The sequence below is a fragment of the Oceanicola sp. 22II-s10i genome (genome assembly GCF_002210105.1).
GTDB lineage: Bacteria > Pseudomonadota > Alphaproteobacteria > Rhodobacterales > Rhodobacteraceae > Pseudooceanicola.
The window spans coordinates 1-16,357 of sequence record NZ_AQQU01000012.1 but is presented as its reverse complement, the minus strand read 5'-3'; the positions used below and the strand labels follow the sequence as shown (position 1 = coordinate 16,357).

Annotated in this window: 13 protein-coding genes; 11 read left to right on the top strand and 2 right to left on the bottom strand. The window is 69.1% G+C overall.

Translation table 11 applies throughout. The features are described 5' to 3' along the window. Nucleotides 1–24: 24 nt before the first annotated feature. A complete protein-coding gene (locus ATO6_RS21110; RefSeq protein ID WP_088626042.1) occupies nucleotides 25–1,866 on the bottom strand; it encodes an ABC transporter ATP-binding protein in 1,842 nt (613 codons plus the stop codon). A gap of 323 nt (nucleotides 1,867–2,189) precedes the next feature. Between ATO6_RS21110 and ATO6_RS21105 the strand changes: the two genes are divergently transcribed. The 8 genes from ATO6_RS21105 (at nucleotide 2,190) to ATO6_RS21070 (ending at nucleotide 12,519) form a co-directional block, all read left to right on the top strand. Beyond that, on the top strand, nucleotides 2,190–3,161 hold the full coding sequence (locus tag ATO6_RS21105) for an efflux RND transporter periplasmic adaptor subunit (protein WP_088626041.1): 972 nt from the start codon (nucleotides 2,190–2,192) through the stop codon (nucleotides 3,159–3,161). Continuing rightward, entirely contained in the window at nucleotides 3,154–6,372 is a 3,219-nt protein-coding gene (locus ATO6_RS21100; RefSeq protein WP_088626040.1) for an efflux RND transporter permease subunit, read from the top strand. The genes ATO6_RS21105 and ATO6_RS21100 overlap by 8 nt, the downstream gene beginning before the upstream one ends. Before the next feature lie 85 nt (nucleotides 6,373–6,457). After that, entirely contained in the window at nucleotides 6,458–7,162 is a 705-nt protein-coding gene (locus ATO6_RS21095; protein ID WP_088626039.1) for an ABC transporter ATP-binding protein, read from the top strand. Continuing rightward, nucleotides 7,159–9,522, top strand: coding sequence for an ABC transporter permease (locus tag ATO6_RS21090; protein WP_254919230.1), 2,364 nt, complete (start codon nucleotides 7,159–7,161; stop codon nucleotides 9,520–9,522). Before ATO6_RS21095 ends, ATO6_RS21090 begins: the two co-directional genes overlap by 4 nt. Before the next feature lie 3 nt (nucleotides 9,523–9,525). Continuing rightward, the gene (locus tag ATO6_RS21085) at nucleotides 9,526–10,758 is read left to right on the top strand and encodes an efflux RND transporter periplasmic adaptor subunit (protein ID WP_088626037.1); all 1,233 of its coding nucleotides are present in this window, start codon (nucleotides 9,526–9,528) and stop codon (nucleotides 10,756–10,758) included. Nucleotides 10,759–10,836: 78 nt separating this feature from the next. Continuing rightward, a complete protein-coding gene (gene nthA, locus ATO6_RS21080) occupies nucleotides 10,837–11,466 on the top strand; it encodes a nitrile hydratase subunit alpha (RefSeq protein WP_088626036.1) in 630 nt (209 codons plus the stop codon). After that, the gene (gene nthB, locus ATO6_RS21075; RefSeq protein ID WP_088626035.1) at nucleotides 11,463–12,140 is read left to right on the top strand and encodes a nitrile hydratase subunit beta; all 678 of its coding nucleotides are present in this window, start codon (nucleotides 11,463–11,465) and stop codon (nucleotides 12,138–12,140) included. Before nthA ends, nthB begins: the two co-directional genes overlap by 4 nt. Further along, nucleotides 12,127–12,519 carry a nitrile hydratase accessory protein gene (locus ATO6_RS21070; RefSeq protein WP_088626034.1) on the top strand — a complete coding sequence of 131 codons (393 nt, stop codon included), beginning with the start codon at nucleotides 12,127–12,129 and terminating at the stop codon, nucleotides 12,517–12,519. Before nthB ends, ATO6_RS21070 begins: the two co-directional genes overlap by 14 nt. On the opposite strand, the gene ATO6_RS21065 is transcribed toward ATO6_RS21070, so the two are convergent. Then, nucleotides 12,489–13,310, bottom strand: a complete 822-nt coding sequence (locus ATO6_RS21065) for an alpha/beta fold hydrolase (protein ID WP_088626033.1) — start codon at nucleotides 13,308–13,310, stop codon at nucleotides 12,489–12,491. The genes ATO6_RS21070 and ATO6_RS21065 overlap by 31 nt on opposite strands. A gap of 274 nt (nucleotides 13,311–13,584) precedes the next feature. Here ATO6_RS21065 and ATO6_RS21060 point away from each other — a divergent pair, with 274 nt between their 5' ends. The 3 genes from ATO6_RS21060 to ATO6_RS21050 are packed head-to-tail and all read left to right on the top strand — an operon-like array spanning nucleotide 13,585 to nucleotide 16,346. Further along, a complete protein-coding gene (locus ATO6_RS21060; protein WP_088626032.1) occupies nucleotides 13,585–14,628 on the top strand; it encodes an amidohydrolase in 1,044 nt (347 codons plus the stop codon). A gap of 9 nt (nucleotides 14,629–14,637) precedes the next feature. Next, nucleotides 14,638–15,576: an SDR family NAD(P)-dependent oxidoreductase gene (locus ATO6_RS21055; RefSeq protein ID WP_088626031.1), complete on the top strand. Its 939-nt coding sequence runs from the start codon at nucleotides 14,638–14,640 to the stop codon at nucleotides 15,574–15,576. Next, entirely contained in the window at nucleotides 15,561–16,346 is a 786-nt protein-coding gene (locus ATO6_RS21050) for an SDR family NAD(P)-dependent oxidoreductase (RefSeq protein WP_088626030.1), read from the top strand. The genes ATO6_RS21055 and ATO6_RS21050 overlap by 16 nt, the downstream gene beginning before the upstream one ends. Nucleotides 16,347–16,357: the final 11 nt, after the last annotated feature.

The following is a 16,357-nucleotide window of genomic DNA, read 5'->3' as shown; positions in this document are numbered from 1 at the left end:
CGCAGCGCGGGCGATACAGGGGCGTCAGGCCACGTCGTCCTCGGCCCCGAGGAACCCGCCGGACTGTCGCGACCAGAGCCCGGCATAGATCCCGCCCCGCGCCAGCAGCGCGTCGTGGGTGCCGTCCTCGGCCACGCGACCCCGGTCAAGCACCACGATCCGGTCCATCCGCGCGATAGTCGACAGCCGGTGCGCGATGGCGATCACCGTCTTGCCCTCCATCACGCCGTAGAGCGACGACTGGATCGCCTCCTCGACCTCGGAATCGAGCGCCGAGGTCGCTTCGTCGAGGATCAGGATCGGCGCGTCCTTCAGGATCACCCGCGCCAGCGCGATCCGCTGCCGCTGGCCCCCGGACAGCTTCACCCCCCGCTCGCCGACCTGCGCATCGTAGCCGCGCCGCCCCTCGGGGTCGGTCAGCGTGTCGATGAAGTGATGCGCCTCGGCCCGTTCGGCGGCGCGCATCATCTCGGCCTCGGTGGCGCCGGGGCGACCGTAGAGGATATTGGCCCGGACCGAGCGGTGCAGCAGCGAGCTGTCCTGCGTGACCATGCCGATCATCCCGCGCAGGCTGTCCTGCGTCACCGCGCCGACCGGCTGGCCGTCGATCAGGATGCGCCCGTGCTCCACGTCGCGGAACCGCAGCAGCAGGTTCACGAGGCTGGACTTGCCCGCGCCGGACCGCCCGACAAGGCCGACCTTCTGCCCCGCCGGGATCGTCAGGCTGACGTTGTCCAGCCCGCCCGCGCCCTTGCCGTAATGGTGGCTGACGCCCTCGAATCGCACCTCGCCCCGCTTCAGCGCCAGCGCGGGCGCGGCGGGCCTGTCGATCACAGAATGCGCAATTGCGATGGACCGCAGCCCCTCGCGGATCACGCCCGCATGTTCGAAGAGGCGGATGGCGACCCACATGATCCAGCCGGACATGCCGTTCAGCCGGATCGTCAGCGCGATCGCCGCCGTCACCTGCCCCACCGTCGCCGCGCCGTTCGCCCAGAGCCAGACGGCGGGCGCGATGACACCGACGATCAGCAGGCCGTTCAGCACGTTCAGGCCAAATGTCATCAGCGTCATCAGCCGCAGGAAGCGCTGGAACCGCAGCCGGACCCGCTTCATCGCGGACAGCGCATAGTCCTCTTCCCGCGCGCCATGGGCGAACAACTTGACCGTCTCGATATTGGCATAGGCGTCGACCACCCGCCCCGTCGCCAGCGACCGGGCGTCGGAATGCCGTTCGGAGGCGTCGGCGGTGCGCACGGCGATCCAGCGGGTGTAGGCGAGGTAGGCCACCAGCCACAGCGCCAGCGGGATCAGCAGCGCGGGATGCACGTCACCGAGGATCAGCGCCGCGCCCAGCATGTAGCTGGCGGCGAACCACAGCGCCTCGAACATCATGAAGATGCTGTCCTCGACCGCCGGCCCCATCTGCATCACGCGGTTCGCCAGCCGTCCGGCAAAGTCGTTCTGGAAGAAGGACGCCGACTGACCCAGCATGTGCTTGTGCGCCCGCCACCGCGCCTGTTCGGACAGGTTCGACGACAGCGTCTGCCCCAACAGCAGCGAGTTCAGCCCGATGAAGGCAGGCCGCAGGAACAGGATCCCCGCCGCGACCAGCAGCGCCTCGGTTCCGTGGGCGGCCCAGAACCCCGCAGGCCCCGCGCCGTTCATCATGTCGATGAGCCGTCCGCCGTACCAGATCAGCCCGCCTTCGACGAGCGCGACCAGCAGGCCCGACAGCGCGATCCACGGCACGAGGTGCCGGAACGGCGCGATCTGGGTCTTCATGTAGGCCAGCAGCGTCGCGGGCGGCGTGCCCGTGGGGACGTTGGTGAACGGATCGACGAGATTTTCAAAGAAGCGGTACATGCTGCCCTCCGGCGGGCGAAAAATGGGACTGCGAATGAGACGGGGCGCGGCGTCTGGCCGGCCCATGCCAAGGACCGGCGTTAAGCCCGGTATGAAATCCTTGGCGTTGTCATTCGCATGCCTCCTGCATGTATTGCGCGGACCGGATAGCCCGGTTCGGCCCTCTTGTGAACCCCAGAATTGACAGAATGTCGCAGGTCCGGGGCGCCACATATGCAGATTCCGCCGCGGTTCGGGGGAAATCGGCAAGAACACACTTGCGTTATCGGCGCGGATGCCCAATTACACATTCAACATCACGAATGTGAAGCGGAGTGAGTCCGATGAAAGCAATTCTCGTATCCGTCGCCTTGACGCTGACCGCCCAGACCGCCCTTGCGGGCAGTCTCCAGATCGCGCCGCAGACGGTCACCGAATGGAAATCCGTCTACGGCACGGTGGAAACCCGCGACCGCATCCCGGCCCGCGCGCGGATCGGCGGCGTGGCGGTCATGCTGGACGTCAGCGAGGGCGACCGGGTCGAGGCCGGACAGACCATCGCCCGGATCGAGGATGACAAGCTGGCCTTCCAGATCGACGCGCTCGACGCCCGGCTGGAGGCGCTGAGGTCGCGGCTGACCACCGCGCAGGCCGATCTGGAACGCGGCCAGCAGCTGATGGAACGCGGCGTGATCTCGGGCCAGCGGCTCGAGGCGCTGCAGACGGCCGTCGACGTCATCACCGGCGAGATCACCGGGACCGAGGCCGAACGCCAGGTCGTTCAGCGCCAGATCGCCGAGGGCGCGGTGCTGGCCCCCGAAAGCGGCATCGTGCTGGACGTGCCGGTGTCGCGCGGCTCCGTCATGAACCCCGGCGAGGCCGTGGCGGTGATCGGTGGCGGCGGCGTCTTCCTGCGCCTTGCCGTTCCGGAGCGCCACGCGACCGCGCTGGCCGAAGGCGATCGGATCGAGATCGAGGGGAACGACGGCACCGCCACGGGCACGCTGGCCAAGATCTATCCCGCCATCGAAGGCGGCCGGGTCGCGGCGGATGTCGAGGTCGAGGGCCTCGATCCCCGCTTCGTCGGGCTGCGGATGCCGGTCCGGCTGCCGGTTGGCGAACGCGCCGCGATCCTCGTGCCCGCCGGGGCCCTGCACCGCCACGGCGGGCTGGACTTCGTGACGGTCGAAACCGCCGGGGGCCCCCTGTCCCGCGCCGTGGTGCCGGGCGAGGCGGTGACGGTGGATGGCCAAGACATGCGTGAAATCCTGACCGGCCTTGCCGCCGGCGACACGGTGGTGACGGATCATGACTGACGGACACAAGCCCGACGGGGCACTGGGGATCGCGGGCCGGCTGACGCGCGCTTTCCTCGTTTCACCGCTGACGCCGCTGATCCTGATGGCCTCGCTCGCCGTCGGCCTGATCGCGCTGATCAGCCTCCCGCGCGAGGAAGAGCCGCAGATCTCGGTCCCGCTGGTCGACATTCACGTCCAGGCCGACGGCCTGCGCGCCGAGGATGCCGTCAAGCTGGTGACCGAGCCGCTGGAAAACATCGTCAAGGGCATCGACAACGTCGAACACGTCTATTCCGACACCCGCGACGACCGCGTCATGGTCACCGCCCGGTTCGAGGTCGGCATCCCCGCCGACACCGCGATCCTGCGGGTGCGCGACCGGATCCTCGCCAATCTCGACCGCATCCCCGTGGGTATCCCGCAGCCGCTGGTCGTCGGGCGCGGGATCAACGACGTCGCCATCGTCTCGCTCACCTTCTCGCCCCGGCCCGGACAGGATGCGATCACCGCCGCCGACCTGACCCGCGTCGCGCGCGAGGTCGAGGTGCGGCTGGCCGCGATCGAGAACGTGGGCCTGACCTACCTGATCGGCGCCACCGGCGAGGCGCTGCGCGTCGCACCGGATCCGGAGAAACTGGCGCTCTACGGCGTGACGCTGCAACAGCTCGCCGGCAAGGTGCAGGGCGCGAACAGCGCGGCCCCGGCGGGCACGCTGCGCGATCAGGGCGAACAGGTCGGGCTGGTGATCGGCAAGACGCTGACCACGCCCGAGGAGATCGGCAACTTGGAACTGACCACCCGCGACGGGCGGACCATCTATGTCCGTGACGTCGCCGACGTCTCTCTGGTCAGCGATCTGGACGAGTTGCACGTCGCCACCCTGACCCGCGCCGAAGACGGCACGGTCACCCGCGCCCCGGCAGTGACGCTGGCCATCGCCAAGCGCGCCGGCGCGAACGCCGTGACCGTGGCCGAAGAGGTGCTGCACCGCGTCCACGCGATGGCGGGCAAGGAGATCCCCGGCACCATCGCCGTCGAGATCACCCGCGACTACGGCGAGACGGCGGATGAGAAGGCGAACGAACTGCTGTTCCACCTCGCGCTCGCCACCATCTCGATTGTCGCGCTGGTGTTCTTCGCCATCGGCTGGCGCGAGGCGATCGTCGTGGCCATCGTCATCCCGGTGACGATCCTGCTGACGCTCTTCGCGGCGCATATCATGGGCTACACCCTGAACCGCGTCTCGCTCTTCGCGCTGATCTTTTCCATCGGGATCCTCGTCGACGACGCCATCGTGGTGATCGAGAACATCGCCCGCCACTGGGGCATGAAGTCGGAAGGCCAGAGCCGCTTCGGCGCGACCGTCGCCGCCGTGGCCGAGGTCGGCAACCCGACCATCGTCGCCACGCTGACCGTGGTCGTAGCACTGCTGCCGATGCTCTTCGTCTCGGGGCTGATGGGGCCTTACATGAGCCCGATCCCCGCGAACGCCTCGGCCGCGATGATCTTCTCGTTCTTCGTGGCGGTCATCATCACGCCCTGGCTGATGCTCAAGATCGCGGGCCGCGCGTCGCTGCACCACGAGGACCACGGCGACGGCATCCCCGGCGGGCGGCTCGGGCGGCTCTATGCCCGCTTCGCCCGGCCGATCCTGCGGACGAAGTCCGGCAGCCTGCTGTTCCTCGTCATCGTCGCGGTGCTGTCCTTCGGCTCGCTCGGGCTGCTCTACACCAAGGACGTGACGGTCAAGCTGCTGCCCTTCGACAACAAGTCGGAGCTGTCCATCGTCATCGACCTGCCCGAGGGATCGAGCGTCGAGGCGACGGATGCCGTCGCGCAGGAAGCCGCACGGGTGGCGATGCAGCTGCCCGAGGTCGTCTCGGCCCAGACCCATGCGGGCACTGCGTCGGCCTTCAACTTCAACGGGCTGGTGCGCCACTACTACCTGCGCCAGAACCCCGAGATGGGCGACGTGCAGCTGAACCTGCTGCCCAAGACCGACCGCGACCGGACGAGCCATGACATCGCGCTCGACCTGCGGGAGAGACTGGCCGGGATCGCGATGCCGGAAGGGACGGTCGTCAAGACGGTCGAACCCCCGCCGGGCCCGCCGGTCATCGCAACGCTGCTGGCCGAGATCTACGGCCCCGACGCCGAGACGCGGCGCGAGGTGGCGGGCAAGGTGCGCGCGGCGTTCGAGGACGTGGCCTATGTGGTCGACACCGACGACAGCTTCGGCACGCAGCCCCGGCGGCTAAGGGCGGAACTGAACGCCTCGGACCTCGACTTCTACAAGGTGCAGGAGGCGGACGTTCTGGAAACGCTTCGGCTGCTCAACGGTTCGGTCACGGTGGGCTATTCCCACCGGGGCGACGGCCGCCGCCCGATCCCCATCGTGGTCGCCCGCGACCGCGCGGATCAGGTGATGAACGCCGCGGCCCTGTCGACGCCGGTCCCGGCCAACGCCCTGCCCGGCGGGCGCGGCGTGGTCGAACTGGGCGACGTCGTCTCGATCAGCGAGGAACGCGCGTCCTTCCCGATCTTCCGGCATAACGGGCTGGACACCGTCATGGTCACCGGCGAACTGGCCGGCGATTACGAGGCGCCGCTCTACGGCATGCTGGCCGTGGCCGAAAAGCTCGACCAGATGGACTGGGCCGAGGGCACCAAGCCCCTCATCAGCCTGCACGGCCAGCCGGTCGAGACCGACCAGCCGGTCCTCCTGTGGGACGGCGAGTGGGAGGTGACGTGGGTCACGTTCCGCGACATGGGGGCGGCCTTCGGCGTGGCGCTTCTGGGGATCTACATCCTCGTCGTCGCGCAGTTCGGCAGCTTCCGCCTGCCGCTGGTGATCCTGACCCCGGTGCCGCTGACGTTCCTCGGGATCATGATCGGCCACTGGCTGTTCGGCGCGCCGTTCTCGGCCACCTCGATGATCGGCTTCATCGCGCTGGCGGGGATCATCGTGCGGAACTCCATCCTGCTGGTGGACTTCATCCGCCACGCGGATCCGGACGGCAAGGTGACGATCGACATCCTGATCGAGGCGGGCGCGACGCGGTTCAAGCCGATCCTGCTGACCGCGCTGGCGGCGATGATCGGGGCGGCGGTGATCCTTGTCGATCCGATCTTCCAGGGGCTCGCCATCTCGCTGCTGTTCGGGCTGCTGTCCTCAACCGCGCTGACCGTGCTGGTGATCCCCGCAATCTACCGGCTGGCCAAGACCTGAACCTGACACCGATCAAACACGGCCCTGCGGGGCCGTGTTAACTTTCCGGCGAATCCGAACCCCTTTCGTCGGAGCGCATGCGGCCATGACCGCCGATTTCACCACCCGCGGCCTGACCCGCACCTACGGCGAAGGCCATTCCGCCGTCCACGCCCTGCGCGGCGTGGATGTCGAGATCCCGGCCGGCGAGATCGTGGTGATGCTGGGCGCGTCCGGCTCCGGCAAGTCGACCCTGCTCAACATCCTCGGCGGGCTGGACCGCGCCACCTCGGGCACCGCGCATTTTCGCGACATGGACCTGACGGCGATGACGGATGCGCGGCTGACGCGCTACCGGCGCGACCACATCGGCTTCGTCTTCCAGTTCTACAACCTGATGCCCTCGCTCACCGCCCGCGAGAACGTGGAGCTGGTGACCGAGATCGCCCGCAACCCGATGCGCGCCGAAGAGGCGCTGGAGCTGGTCGGCCTCGGCGCGCGGGTGGATCACTTCCCCGCCCAGCTTTCGGGCGGCGAGCAGCAGCGCGTCGCCATCGCCCGCGCCGTGGCCAAGCAGCCCGAGGTGATGTTCTGCGACGAACCGACCGGCGCGCTCGACAGCGCGACGGGGCGGACGGTGCTCGAGGTGCTGAACGAGGTGAACGCCCGGCTCGGCACCACGATCCTGATGGTGACCCATGCCGCCAATATCGCCGACATGGCGCACCGGGTGATCCGGCTGGCAGACGGCGCGATCCGAGAGGTGGTCGAGAACGGCCAGCGCAAGCCCCCGGCGGAGATCGTGTGGTGAGCCCGCTCGACCGGAAACTCCTGCGCGACCTGCGCCGGATGAAGGCGCAGGTCATCGCCATCGGTGCGGTGATCGCGACGGGCGTTCTGCTGCAGGTCATGATGAGCGGCCTCGTCGCCTCGCTCACCGAAACCCGCCGCGCCTATTACGAGCGCAACCGGCTGGCCGAGGTCTTTGCCCCGCTCACCCGCGCGCCCGAAGCGGAACTGGCGCGGATCGCCGCGATCCCCGGTGTCGCCCGCGCCGAAGGCCGGATCGCGGGCGCGGCGCTGATCGACATGCCGGACGAAGCGGTGCCCCTGCAGGCCCGCGCCCTGTCCCTGCCCGACCGGTCCGAACGCGGGCTGAACGCGGTCTACATGATTTCGGGCGCGCTGCCCGATCCGGCCGCGCGGGACGAGGCGCTGCTGATCGAGGGCTTTGCCAAGGCGCACGGCCTCGGCCCCGGCGACAGGCTGACGGTCACGCTGAACGGGGCCCGCCGTGTGTTGAGGATCGCGGGCACCGCGCAGGCGCCGGACATGCTCTATACCGCCGTGCCGGGCGAGATGATGCCGGACGCCGCGCGCTTCGCCGTGCTGTGGATGCCCCGCGCCGCGCTGGCCGCCGCTTACGATATGGACGGCGCGTTCAACGAGACGCTGGTCACGCTGGCTCGCGGCGCCTCGGAACAGGCGGTGATCGACCGTATCGACGCCATCCTGCGGCCCTGGGGCGGAACCGGGGCCTACGGGCGCGATCAGCTGGTGTCCGACCGTTTCGTCACCGAGGAGATCAACGGCCTGAGAACCATGAGCCGGGTGATGCCGCCCATCTTCCTCGCCGTGGCGGCCTTCATCCTCTACATCGTCGTCAGCCGCATGGTGCAGTCCGAGCGCGAGGAGATCGGCCTGCTCAAGGCCTTCGGCTACACCGGGGCCGAGGTCGGGGCGCATTACTTCAAGCTGGTGATGATCATCGCCATCGGCGGCGCGCTGGCAGGGTGCCTTGGCGGGATCGCCTCGGGCCGGGCGATGATCGGGGTCTACACGACCTTCTACAACTTCCCCTTCCTCGTCTTTCGCCCGGACCCGGCGGCCTTTGCAACCGGCGTCGCGGCCTCCGTCCTTGCCGCCTCGGCGGGCGGGCTGTTCGTGCTGCGCCGGGTGTTCCGGCTGGCCCCTGCCGAGGCGATGCGCCCGCCCGCGCCGGGCGATTTCAGCCGCTCGATCCGGCTCGACGGCCCCGTGGGGCGCAGGCTGGACCAGCCGACGCGCATGGTCCTGCGCGGTCTCAGCCGCCAGCCGCTGCGCGCGGCGGCCCTCGCAGCGGGGATCGCGGCGGGGATGGCTCTGTCGGCGGGAATGACGACGATCTACACCTCGTTCGACCGGGTGATGGAGATGAACTTCTCGGTCGTCGACCGCAGTGACGCCACCGTCCTCTTCACCCATCCGCTGAGCGAGCGGGCGGCGTTTTCGCTGGCCCGCATCCCCGGTGTCCTTCAGGTGGAGCCGATGCGCGACGTCCCCGCCATCCTGCGCAACGGGCGGCTGAGCCATCGCGGCGCGATCACCGGCATGCCCGCCGCGCCCGAGATGACCCGCGCCATCGACGCCGACCAGCGCCCGATCCCCCTGCCCGCCGAGGGCGTGGTGCTGGGCGAGGCGCTGGCGGACGTGCTGCAGGTCCGCGCGGGCGACATGCTGAGGATCGAGGTGACGAACGGCCGCCAGCCGGTGCTGGAAGTCCCTGTGACGCAGGTCGCCCGGACACTGCTGGGCGCACCGGCCTACATGCGGATCGACAGCCTGAACCGCGCGATGCGCGAACCCGGCCTGATCTCGGGCCTGCATGTCCGGGTGGATGCCGCGCAGGCCGACGCGATCTGGCTCAGCCTCAAGGACATGCCGGCCGTCGCGGGGGTCAGCGTAGCCGAAGACATGCAGGCCTCGCTGCAGAAGCTGATGGATCAGGGCGCCGGATCGGCCCGCTACATCATGGGCGCCATCGCCTTCATCATCACCTTCGGCATCGTCTTCAACGCCGCGCGGATCGCCTATGACGAACGCGCCCACGACCTCGCCTCGCTCCGCGTGATGGGCTTCACCCGCGCCGAGGCGGCCTTTGTCCTGCTGGGCGAACTGGGCCTCATCACGCTGGCCTCCCTGCCCGTCGGATCGTTGGCGGGCTACGGACTGGCGCAGGCCATCGCCGAGGGATTTTCGACCGAACTCTACCAGATCCCCGCGGGCTACGACCCGTTCAGCCACGGCTTTGCCGCGCTCTTCATCGTGGGCGCGGCGCTGGTGTCCGGCTGGCTGATCAAGCGGGACCTCGACCGCGCCGACCTCGTTCTGGCGCTGAAGACAAGGGAGTGATCCATGCCGCGCAAGACATTGTCCCGCCCCGTCCTCGTCACTGCCGCCGCCCTTGCGGTTGTGGGTGCGCTGGCCTTCGCCTTCTGGCCCCGCCCGGTGATGGTCGACATGGGCGAGGTGCGGCGCGGGACGCTGACCGTGACGATTGACGAGGAAGGCCGCACGCGGGTGGCCGAGGCCTATGTCGTCTCGACCCCCGTCGCCGGGCTGTTGCTGCGGATCGAGGCGCATCCGGGCGACCCGGTGACCGGCGGTGCAACGGTGGTGGCGCGGATGCGCCCGGCCAACCCGGCGGCGCTGGACGTGCGCACGCGCGAACAGGCGATGGCGGCGGTCGAGGCGGCGCAGGCGGCGCTGAAGGTGGCCGAGGCCGCCTTGGCCGAGGCCGTGGCAGCAGTGGAACTGGCGCAGTCGGATCTGGAGCGGACCCGCAGGCTGGCGGAAAGTGGCACGGTCAGCCGCGCCGCGCTGGACCGCGCCGAAAGCGCCGCGAAATCCGCCGAGGCGCGCCGCCGCACAGCCGAGGCCGCGATCGCGCAGCGCCGGGCGGAACTGCAGAGTGCGCAGGCGCAGCTTATCGGCTTTGACGACCGCGGGCTGATCGACGCGCTGGAGGGCAAGATGGGCGATGAGATGCCGATCTACGCGCCCGCGAACGGTGTGATCCTGCGGGTTATGCAGGCGGACGAGACTGTGCTGGCCGCAGGGGCTCCGGTGCTGGAGATCGGCAATATCGACGACGGGCTCGAGGTCGAGGTCGACCTGATCTCTCCCGACGCGGTGCAGGTGGCGCAGGACATGCCCGTGCTGATCGAGAACTGGGGCGGCCCCGAAGCTCTGGCTGGGACCGTCACCCGGATCGAACCCTATGCGCAGACCAAGGTCTCAGCTCTGGGCGTCGAGGAACAGCGGGTGCACGTGATCGTCCGCCTCGACAGCCCGCCCGAGACGCGGCCGGGGCTTGGCCACGGCTACCGCGTCGCGGCGCGGATCGTGGTGTGGGAGGCGGAGGATGCGCTGGTGGTGCCCTCGTCGGCTCTGTTCCGGGATGGCACAGGCTGGGCCGTCTTCGCCGCCGAGGACGGCCACGCACGGCAGCGCACGGTGGAGATCGGGCGCGACAACGGGATCGGGGCCGAGGTGTTGGACGGTCTGGCCGAGGGCGCTCAGGTCGTGCTCTATCCGCCGCCCGCGCTGGCGGATGGCGACCGCATCGCGACGCGCGAGGTGGAGTGAGCCCGGTGGACGCCGCCGCGCCCGCTTGCTACGCATTTGCCTGACAGCCCGAAGGGCGCATCGCAGCGAGGCCCGGCCATGCCGCACGATCACCACGACCACGATCACGACCACGGCAGCGAACTGGACGACATGACCGCCCGCGTCATGGCGCTGGAAACGCTGCTGACCGAGAAGGGCATCGTCCAGCCCGCCGCGCTGGACGCGATCATCGAAACCTACGAGACGCAGGTCGGCCCCCGCCGGGGGGCCGAAGTCGTGGCACGGGCCTGGACCGATCCCGATTTCCGCGATTGGCTGGAAAAGGACGCGACGGCGGCCATCGCCTCGATGGACTACACCGGACGTCAGGGCGAGCACATGATGGCCGTCTTCAACACGCCCGAGCGGCACAACATGGTCGTCTGCACCCTGTGCTCCTGTTACCCGTGGGCGGTGCTCGGCCTGCCGCCGGTCTGGTACAAGTCCACCCCCTACCGCGCCCGCGCCGTCCGCGAACCGCGCGCGGTGCTGGCCGAGTTCGGCGTCACCCTGCCCGAAGGCCAGTCGGTCCGGGTCTGGGACTCGACCGCCGAGATGCGCTACCTCGTCGTGCCGATGCGCCCCGAGGGCACCGAGGCGATGACCAGGGAACAGCTGATCGACCTAGTGACGCGCGACAGCATGATCGGCACCGGTCTGCCCCTCAGCCCCGGTGCGTCGGCATGAACGGACCGCACGACATCGGCGGCATGCACGGGTTCGGGCCGGTCGATCCCGGCGCGAACGCGGCCCCCTATCACTCAGGCGCGGAAGGCTGGGAGGAACGCGCGATGGCGATCACCATCGCGGCGGGCGCGGGCGGACACTGGACCATCGACGAAAGCCGCTTCGCCCGCGAGAACCGTTCGCCGTCCGAATACCACAGCCTCAGCTACTTCCAGATCTGGCTGGCCGGGCTCCGGTCGCTGCTGCAGACCAAGGGCCTCGTAACGTCCGAAGAATTCGCGACCGGCCACGCGGGGAATACGGCCACGACCCCGGCGGGCCGCTGCCTGACCGCCGAAGACGTCCCCGCGACGCTGAAGCGCGGCGGGCCGGTCGACCGGCCGCCGGGCGACGTGCGCCCCGCGCTCGCGCCGGGTGACAGGGTGCGGACCCGGAACCTGCAGCCGCGCGGCCATATCCGCCTGCCCGCCTACGCGCGGGACAAGGAAGGCTGGATCGTCGCGGTGCAGGGCTATCACGTCTTCGCCGACACCTCGGCCAAGGGTGACAGGGACACGGCGCACTGGCTCTATACCGTGGGGTTCCGGGCAGGCACGCTCTGGGGCGATGCGGCGGAGCATCCGGCGGACGAAGTGACGATCGACGTGTGGGAGCCCTACCTTGACCGCCTGTGACATCCCCGCCCTGCCGCGTATCCCCGGCATCACCGGCAGCGACACCGAACCCCGCTTTCACGCGCCGTGGCAGGCCCGCGCCTTTGCGCTGGTCGTGTCACTGCACGAGGCGGGCGCGTTCAGCTGGACCGACTGGGCGGCGGCCTTCGGCGCACGGCTGGGCCGTGACACCGCCCTGCCCTCGGCCGCGACGACCGAGGATCATGCGGCGCAGTACTTCACCGCATGGCTCGCCACGCTGGAGGACTTTCTGAACCGCGACGGCAGCGCGCCCGCACCGGCAGTCGACGCCGCGGCGGCACAATGGCAGCGCGCGGCCCGTGCGACCCCGCACGGCACGCCGGTCCTCTACGAAAGAGGCGCGGCCGAGACGGGCTGACGCGGCTCGGCCAGCCATTTCGTCGCGATGTCGAGGAACAGGTCCGGCGTCTGCACGGCCATGAAATGCCCGCTGTTCACCTCGCGATAGGACGCGCCGGGGATCAGGTCGCGCAGCGGCTCGACCAGTGCCGGGGGCCGCAGGGCATCGTGGGTCGCGCCGATCAGCTGCACCGGCCGGGTGATCCGCCGCAGGTCGTCCCGCAGATCGAGTCGCGACAGCATCCGATAGGTTTCCGCGAAACTGCGCGGATCGTTCGCCAGCCAGCGCGCGCGGAAGGCGGCGAAGGCGGCCGGATCGGTGCGCAGGATTTCCGGATACGAGGTATCGAGCGACCCGACCAGCGGCATCATCCCGTCCCGCTCCATCCGGTCGGCAAGGTCAGCGATGGCCGGCCGCCGCTCGGGCAGCACCTCGGTCACGGGCGAAGTGGCCAGCACCGCGCTGGTGCGCTCGGGATGCGCGGCGGCGAAGGCCAGAGCAGCGCCACCGGCCAGCGCCGTGCCGACCAGTTCGCAGGGCCTGCGGATCCACAGCGCATCCAGCAACGCGGCAAGATCGGCCACCCAGTCATCCATCGTCAGCGGCCCGGTCAGCTTGACCGAATTGCCGAAACCCCGCGCGTCGTAGCGCAGGATCCGGTGCGTCACGGCAAGGCGCGGCATGACCATATTCCAGCTGTCCAGACTGCCGCCCATCTCGTGCATCAACACGATGACAGGGCGGTCGCCCTGACCCGTCAGCTCGAACCTGAACGCGCCGCGCGGGGTCTCTATCCATTCGATCGCCACGGAAACCTCCTGTCACACACCCTGTCTGTCCCAGCTCACTTTACCGGCACGTCATGTCGATTCAATCCGCCAAGCGGATAGCACCGGGACGGGGGCGCAACGATGGGGCCGGCCTGCATGAGGTGCCGGATTTCATGGCACCAGTCCAGAACCGGCGGGGCGCATCCGGGGTCCGGACCACGGGTTACCAAGGTTGTGTTAAGTGCCCCGCGCCGGGCTGACAGCCCGAGGGGCCGCGCGCAGTCTCGCCCCGAAACGCATTCAGGAACGGCACATGCAAGATTTCGATCCGACCGCGAAGGACTTCCCGCCCCCCGCCCTCCCCGTCCGCGAAGACTGGCTGGCCAGGACCGACGAGGCGGCGCTGGAACCGGACCTGCCCATCGTCGATCCGCACCACCACCTGTGGAACCGCCCCCACGAACGCTACCTGACCGACGAGATCCTCGCCGACGTCACCGCCGGGCACAACGTGGTCGCCACCGTCTTCGTCCAGTGCCGCTCGCATTACCGCCAGTCCGGGCCCGAGCATCTGAAGTTCGTCGGCGAGACCGAGTTCGTCCGCGACTTCGTCGCCGCCCTGCCCGCCGACAGCCCCAAGGTCTGCGCGGGCATGGTGGCGCATGCGAACATGATGCAGGGCGCGGCGGTGGCCGAGGTGCTGGACGCGCATCTCGAGGCCGGGCCGGGACTGGTCAAGGGCATCCGCGACATGACCACCTACGATCCCGAGATCAGCGCCAGCTTCGGCTCCATCCCGCCGGGCCGCCTGCTGGACGCGACGTGGCGCGAGGGTTTCGCGCAACTGGCCCCGCGCGGGCTGAGCTATGACCTTTATGCCTTCCACACGCAGCTGACCGAGGCGCTGGACCTCGCCCGCGCCTTCCCGGACCAGCCGATCGTCCTGAACCACATCGGCGGGCCGCTTGGGATCAAGGGCTATGCCAGCCGCCGCGATCAGGTCTTTGCCGAATGGTCCGCCGCGATGCGCGAGATCGGCAAGTGCCCGAACGTGTCGATCAAGGTCGGCGGCGTCGGGATGCACAACCTCGGCTTCGGCTTCGAACACCTGCCCGCCGGTCCGACCGGCGAACAGATCGCCAATGCCATCGGCCCCTATGTCGAAACCTGCATCGAGGCCTTCGGCCCCGACCGCGCGATGTTCGAAAGCAACTTCCCCGTCGACAAGGGCGCGGTCGGCTACGTGCCGCTGTGGAACGCGTTCAAGCGCCTGACGGCGAACCATACGGCGGCGGAGCGTGCGGCGCTCTTTGCCGGAACGGCCGACCGGGTCTACCGGCTGGGCCTCGATCTCTGAGGAGGAGAGATGAGCTATCTCGAAGGCAAGACCGTCGTCATCACCGGCGGCGGCAGCGGCATCGGCCGGGCGACCGGCCTGTTCGCCGGGGCCCACGGGGCCAGGGTCGTGGTCAACGACATCGGCACCTCGCCCGACGGCAAGGGCACCGACAGCGGGCCGGCGGAAACCGTCGCGGCCGAGATCCGCGCGGCGGGCGGCGAGGCGGTGGCGAACACCGACAGCGTCGCGGACTGGGACAGCGCGCAGAAGATCATCCAGAGCGCGCTGGACAGCTTTGGCAAGATCGACGCGCTGATCAACTGCGCGGGCGTGATGCGCCACGCGGCCTTTGAGAAGATGACGCCCGAGGAATTCGACCTCGTCGTCAACACGCACCTATACGGCACTTGGAACACCAGCCGCGCCGCCGCGCCGCATTTCGTCAAACAAGGGACGGGCGCGTTCCTGCACATGACCTCGACCACCGGGCTGATCGGGTCGATGGGCGTGGCGAACTACGGCACCGCCAAGGGCGGGATCATGTCGCTGTCCAAGATCATCGCCTTCGACATGTCCCGGCACGGCAACATCCGGTCGAACTGCATGGCGCCCTCGGCCACCTCGCGCCAGTGGGAACTGATCAACGCCTTCCGCAAATCCGAATACGACGCGCCCGGATCGAACACCGATTTCCGCAAGTATCGGTCCACGCAGGGCACCAACGAACAGATCGCCCCGGTCGCGGCATTCCTCGTCTCGGACGCGGCCGCCGACATCAACGGCCAGATCATCGGGGTGCGCGGCAACGAGGTCTACCTCTACTCCCAGCCCCGCCCGATCCGGTCGATCCACAATTCCGAAGGCTGGTCGCTGGAAAGCCTCAACGAAACGATGGCGAACGCCTTCCGGCCTTCGCTCACCCCCCTCGAAACCTACGGACAGGTGTTCTCATGGCCGACTATGTAAACGAAGGCGACGGCAAGGTCGCGGTTGTCACCGGCGCCTGCCGGGGCATGGGGCTGGCGATTTCCGACAAGCTGGCTTCGATGGGCTACCGGATCGTGATGACCGATATCCTCGAGGACGAGGTCAAGGCGGCGTCGGACGGGCTGAATGCCAAGGGCTACGACACCGTGGGCCTGAAGCTGGACGTGGGCGACGAGGAAAGCCGCTCGTCCTTCCGGCAGCGGGTCGGGGCCACGGACTTCGACCGGATCGCGGTGCTGGTGAACAACGCGGGCATCTCGCCCAAGCAGCCGGACACGCGCAAGTCGGCCAAGCCCTCCGAGATGGCACTGGACGAATGGAACTGGGTGATGGACGTGAACATCACCGGCCCGTTCCGCATGTCGCAGATCTGCCTGCCACCGATGCGCAAGGCCGGCTGGGGCCGGATCGTCAACATCTCGTCGCGCGGCGGGCGATCACCCGCGAACGTCGCCGGGGTTCACTATGTCGTCACCAAGACCGGCATCCTCGGCCTGACCCGCAGCTTCGCCAAGGAAGTCGCACCCGAGGGGATCACCGTCAATTCCGTCTGCCCCGGTCGCATCACCGGCGCGATGTCGGACGGCAGCCCGCCGGAACTGATCGAGAGCCTGAAGTCCACGATTCCGGTCAATCGCTACGGCGAGCCCGAGGACATCGCGAACCTCGTCGGCTTCCTGGCCAGCCGTGGCGCGGGCTTCATCACCGGCGCGATCCACGACATCAACGGCGGCTCGCTTATGATCTGAGCCGGACACCC

What these genes read in the sequence shown, in the direction of transcription:
- ATO6_RS21105 (WP_088626041.1), top strand. Translation starts at nt 2,190, where the DNA reads ATGAAAGCAATTCTCGTATCCGTCGCCTTGACGCTGACCGCCCAGACC.
- ATO6_RS21100 (WP_088626040.1), top strand. Translation starts at nt 3,154, where the DNA reads ATGACTGACGGACACAAGCCCGACGGGGCACTGGGGATCGCGGGCCGG.
- ATO6_RS21055 (WP_088626031.1), top strand. Translation starts at nt 14,638, where the DNA reads ATGAGCTATCTCGAAGGCAAGACCGTCGTCATCACCGGCGGCGGCAGC.
- ATO6_RS21060 (WP_088626032.1), top strand. Translation starts at nt 13,585, where the DNA reads ATGCAAGATTTCGATCCGACCGCGAAGGACTTCCCGCCCCCCGCCCTC.
- nthA (WP_088626036.1), top strand. Translation starts at nt 10,837, where the DNA reads ATGCCGCACGATCACCACGACCACGATCACGACCACGGCAGCGAACTG.
- ATO6_RS21050 (WP_088626030.1), top strand. Translation starts at nt 15,561, where the DNA reads ATGGCCGACTATGTAAACGAAGGCGACGGCAAGGTCGCGGTTGTCACC.
- ATO6_RS21110 (WP_088626042.1), bottom strand. Translation starts at nt 1,866, where the DNA reads ATGTACCGCTTCTTTGAAAATCTCGTCGATCCGTTCACCAACGTCCCC.
- ATO6_RS21085 (WP_088626037.1), top strand. Translation starts at nt 9,526, where the DNA reads ATGCCGCGCAAGACATTGTCCCGCCCCGTCCTCGTCACTGCCGCCGCC.
- nthB (WP_088626035.1), top strand. Translation starts at nt 11,463, where the DNA reads ATGAACGGACCGCACGACATCGGCGGCATGCACGGGTTCGGGCCGGTC.
- ATO6_RS21095 (WP_088626039.1), top strand. Translation starts at nt 6,458, where the DNA reads ATGACCGCCGATTTCACCACCCGCGGCCTGACCCGCACCTACGGCGAA.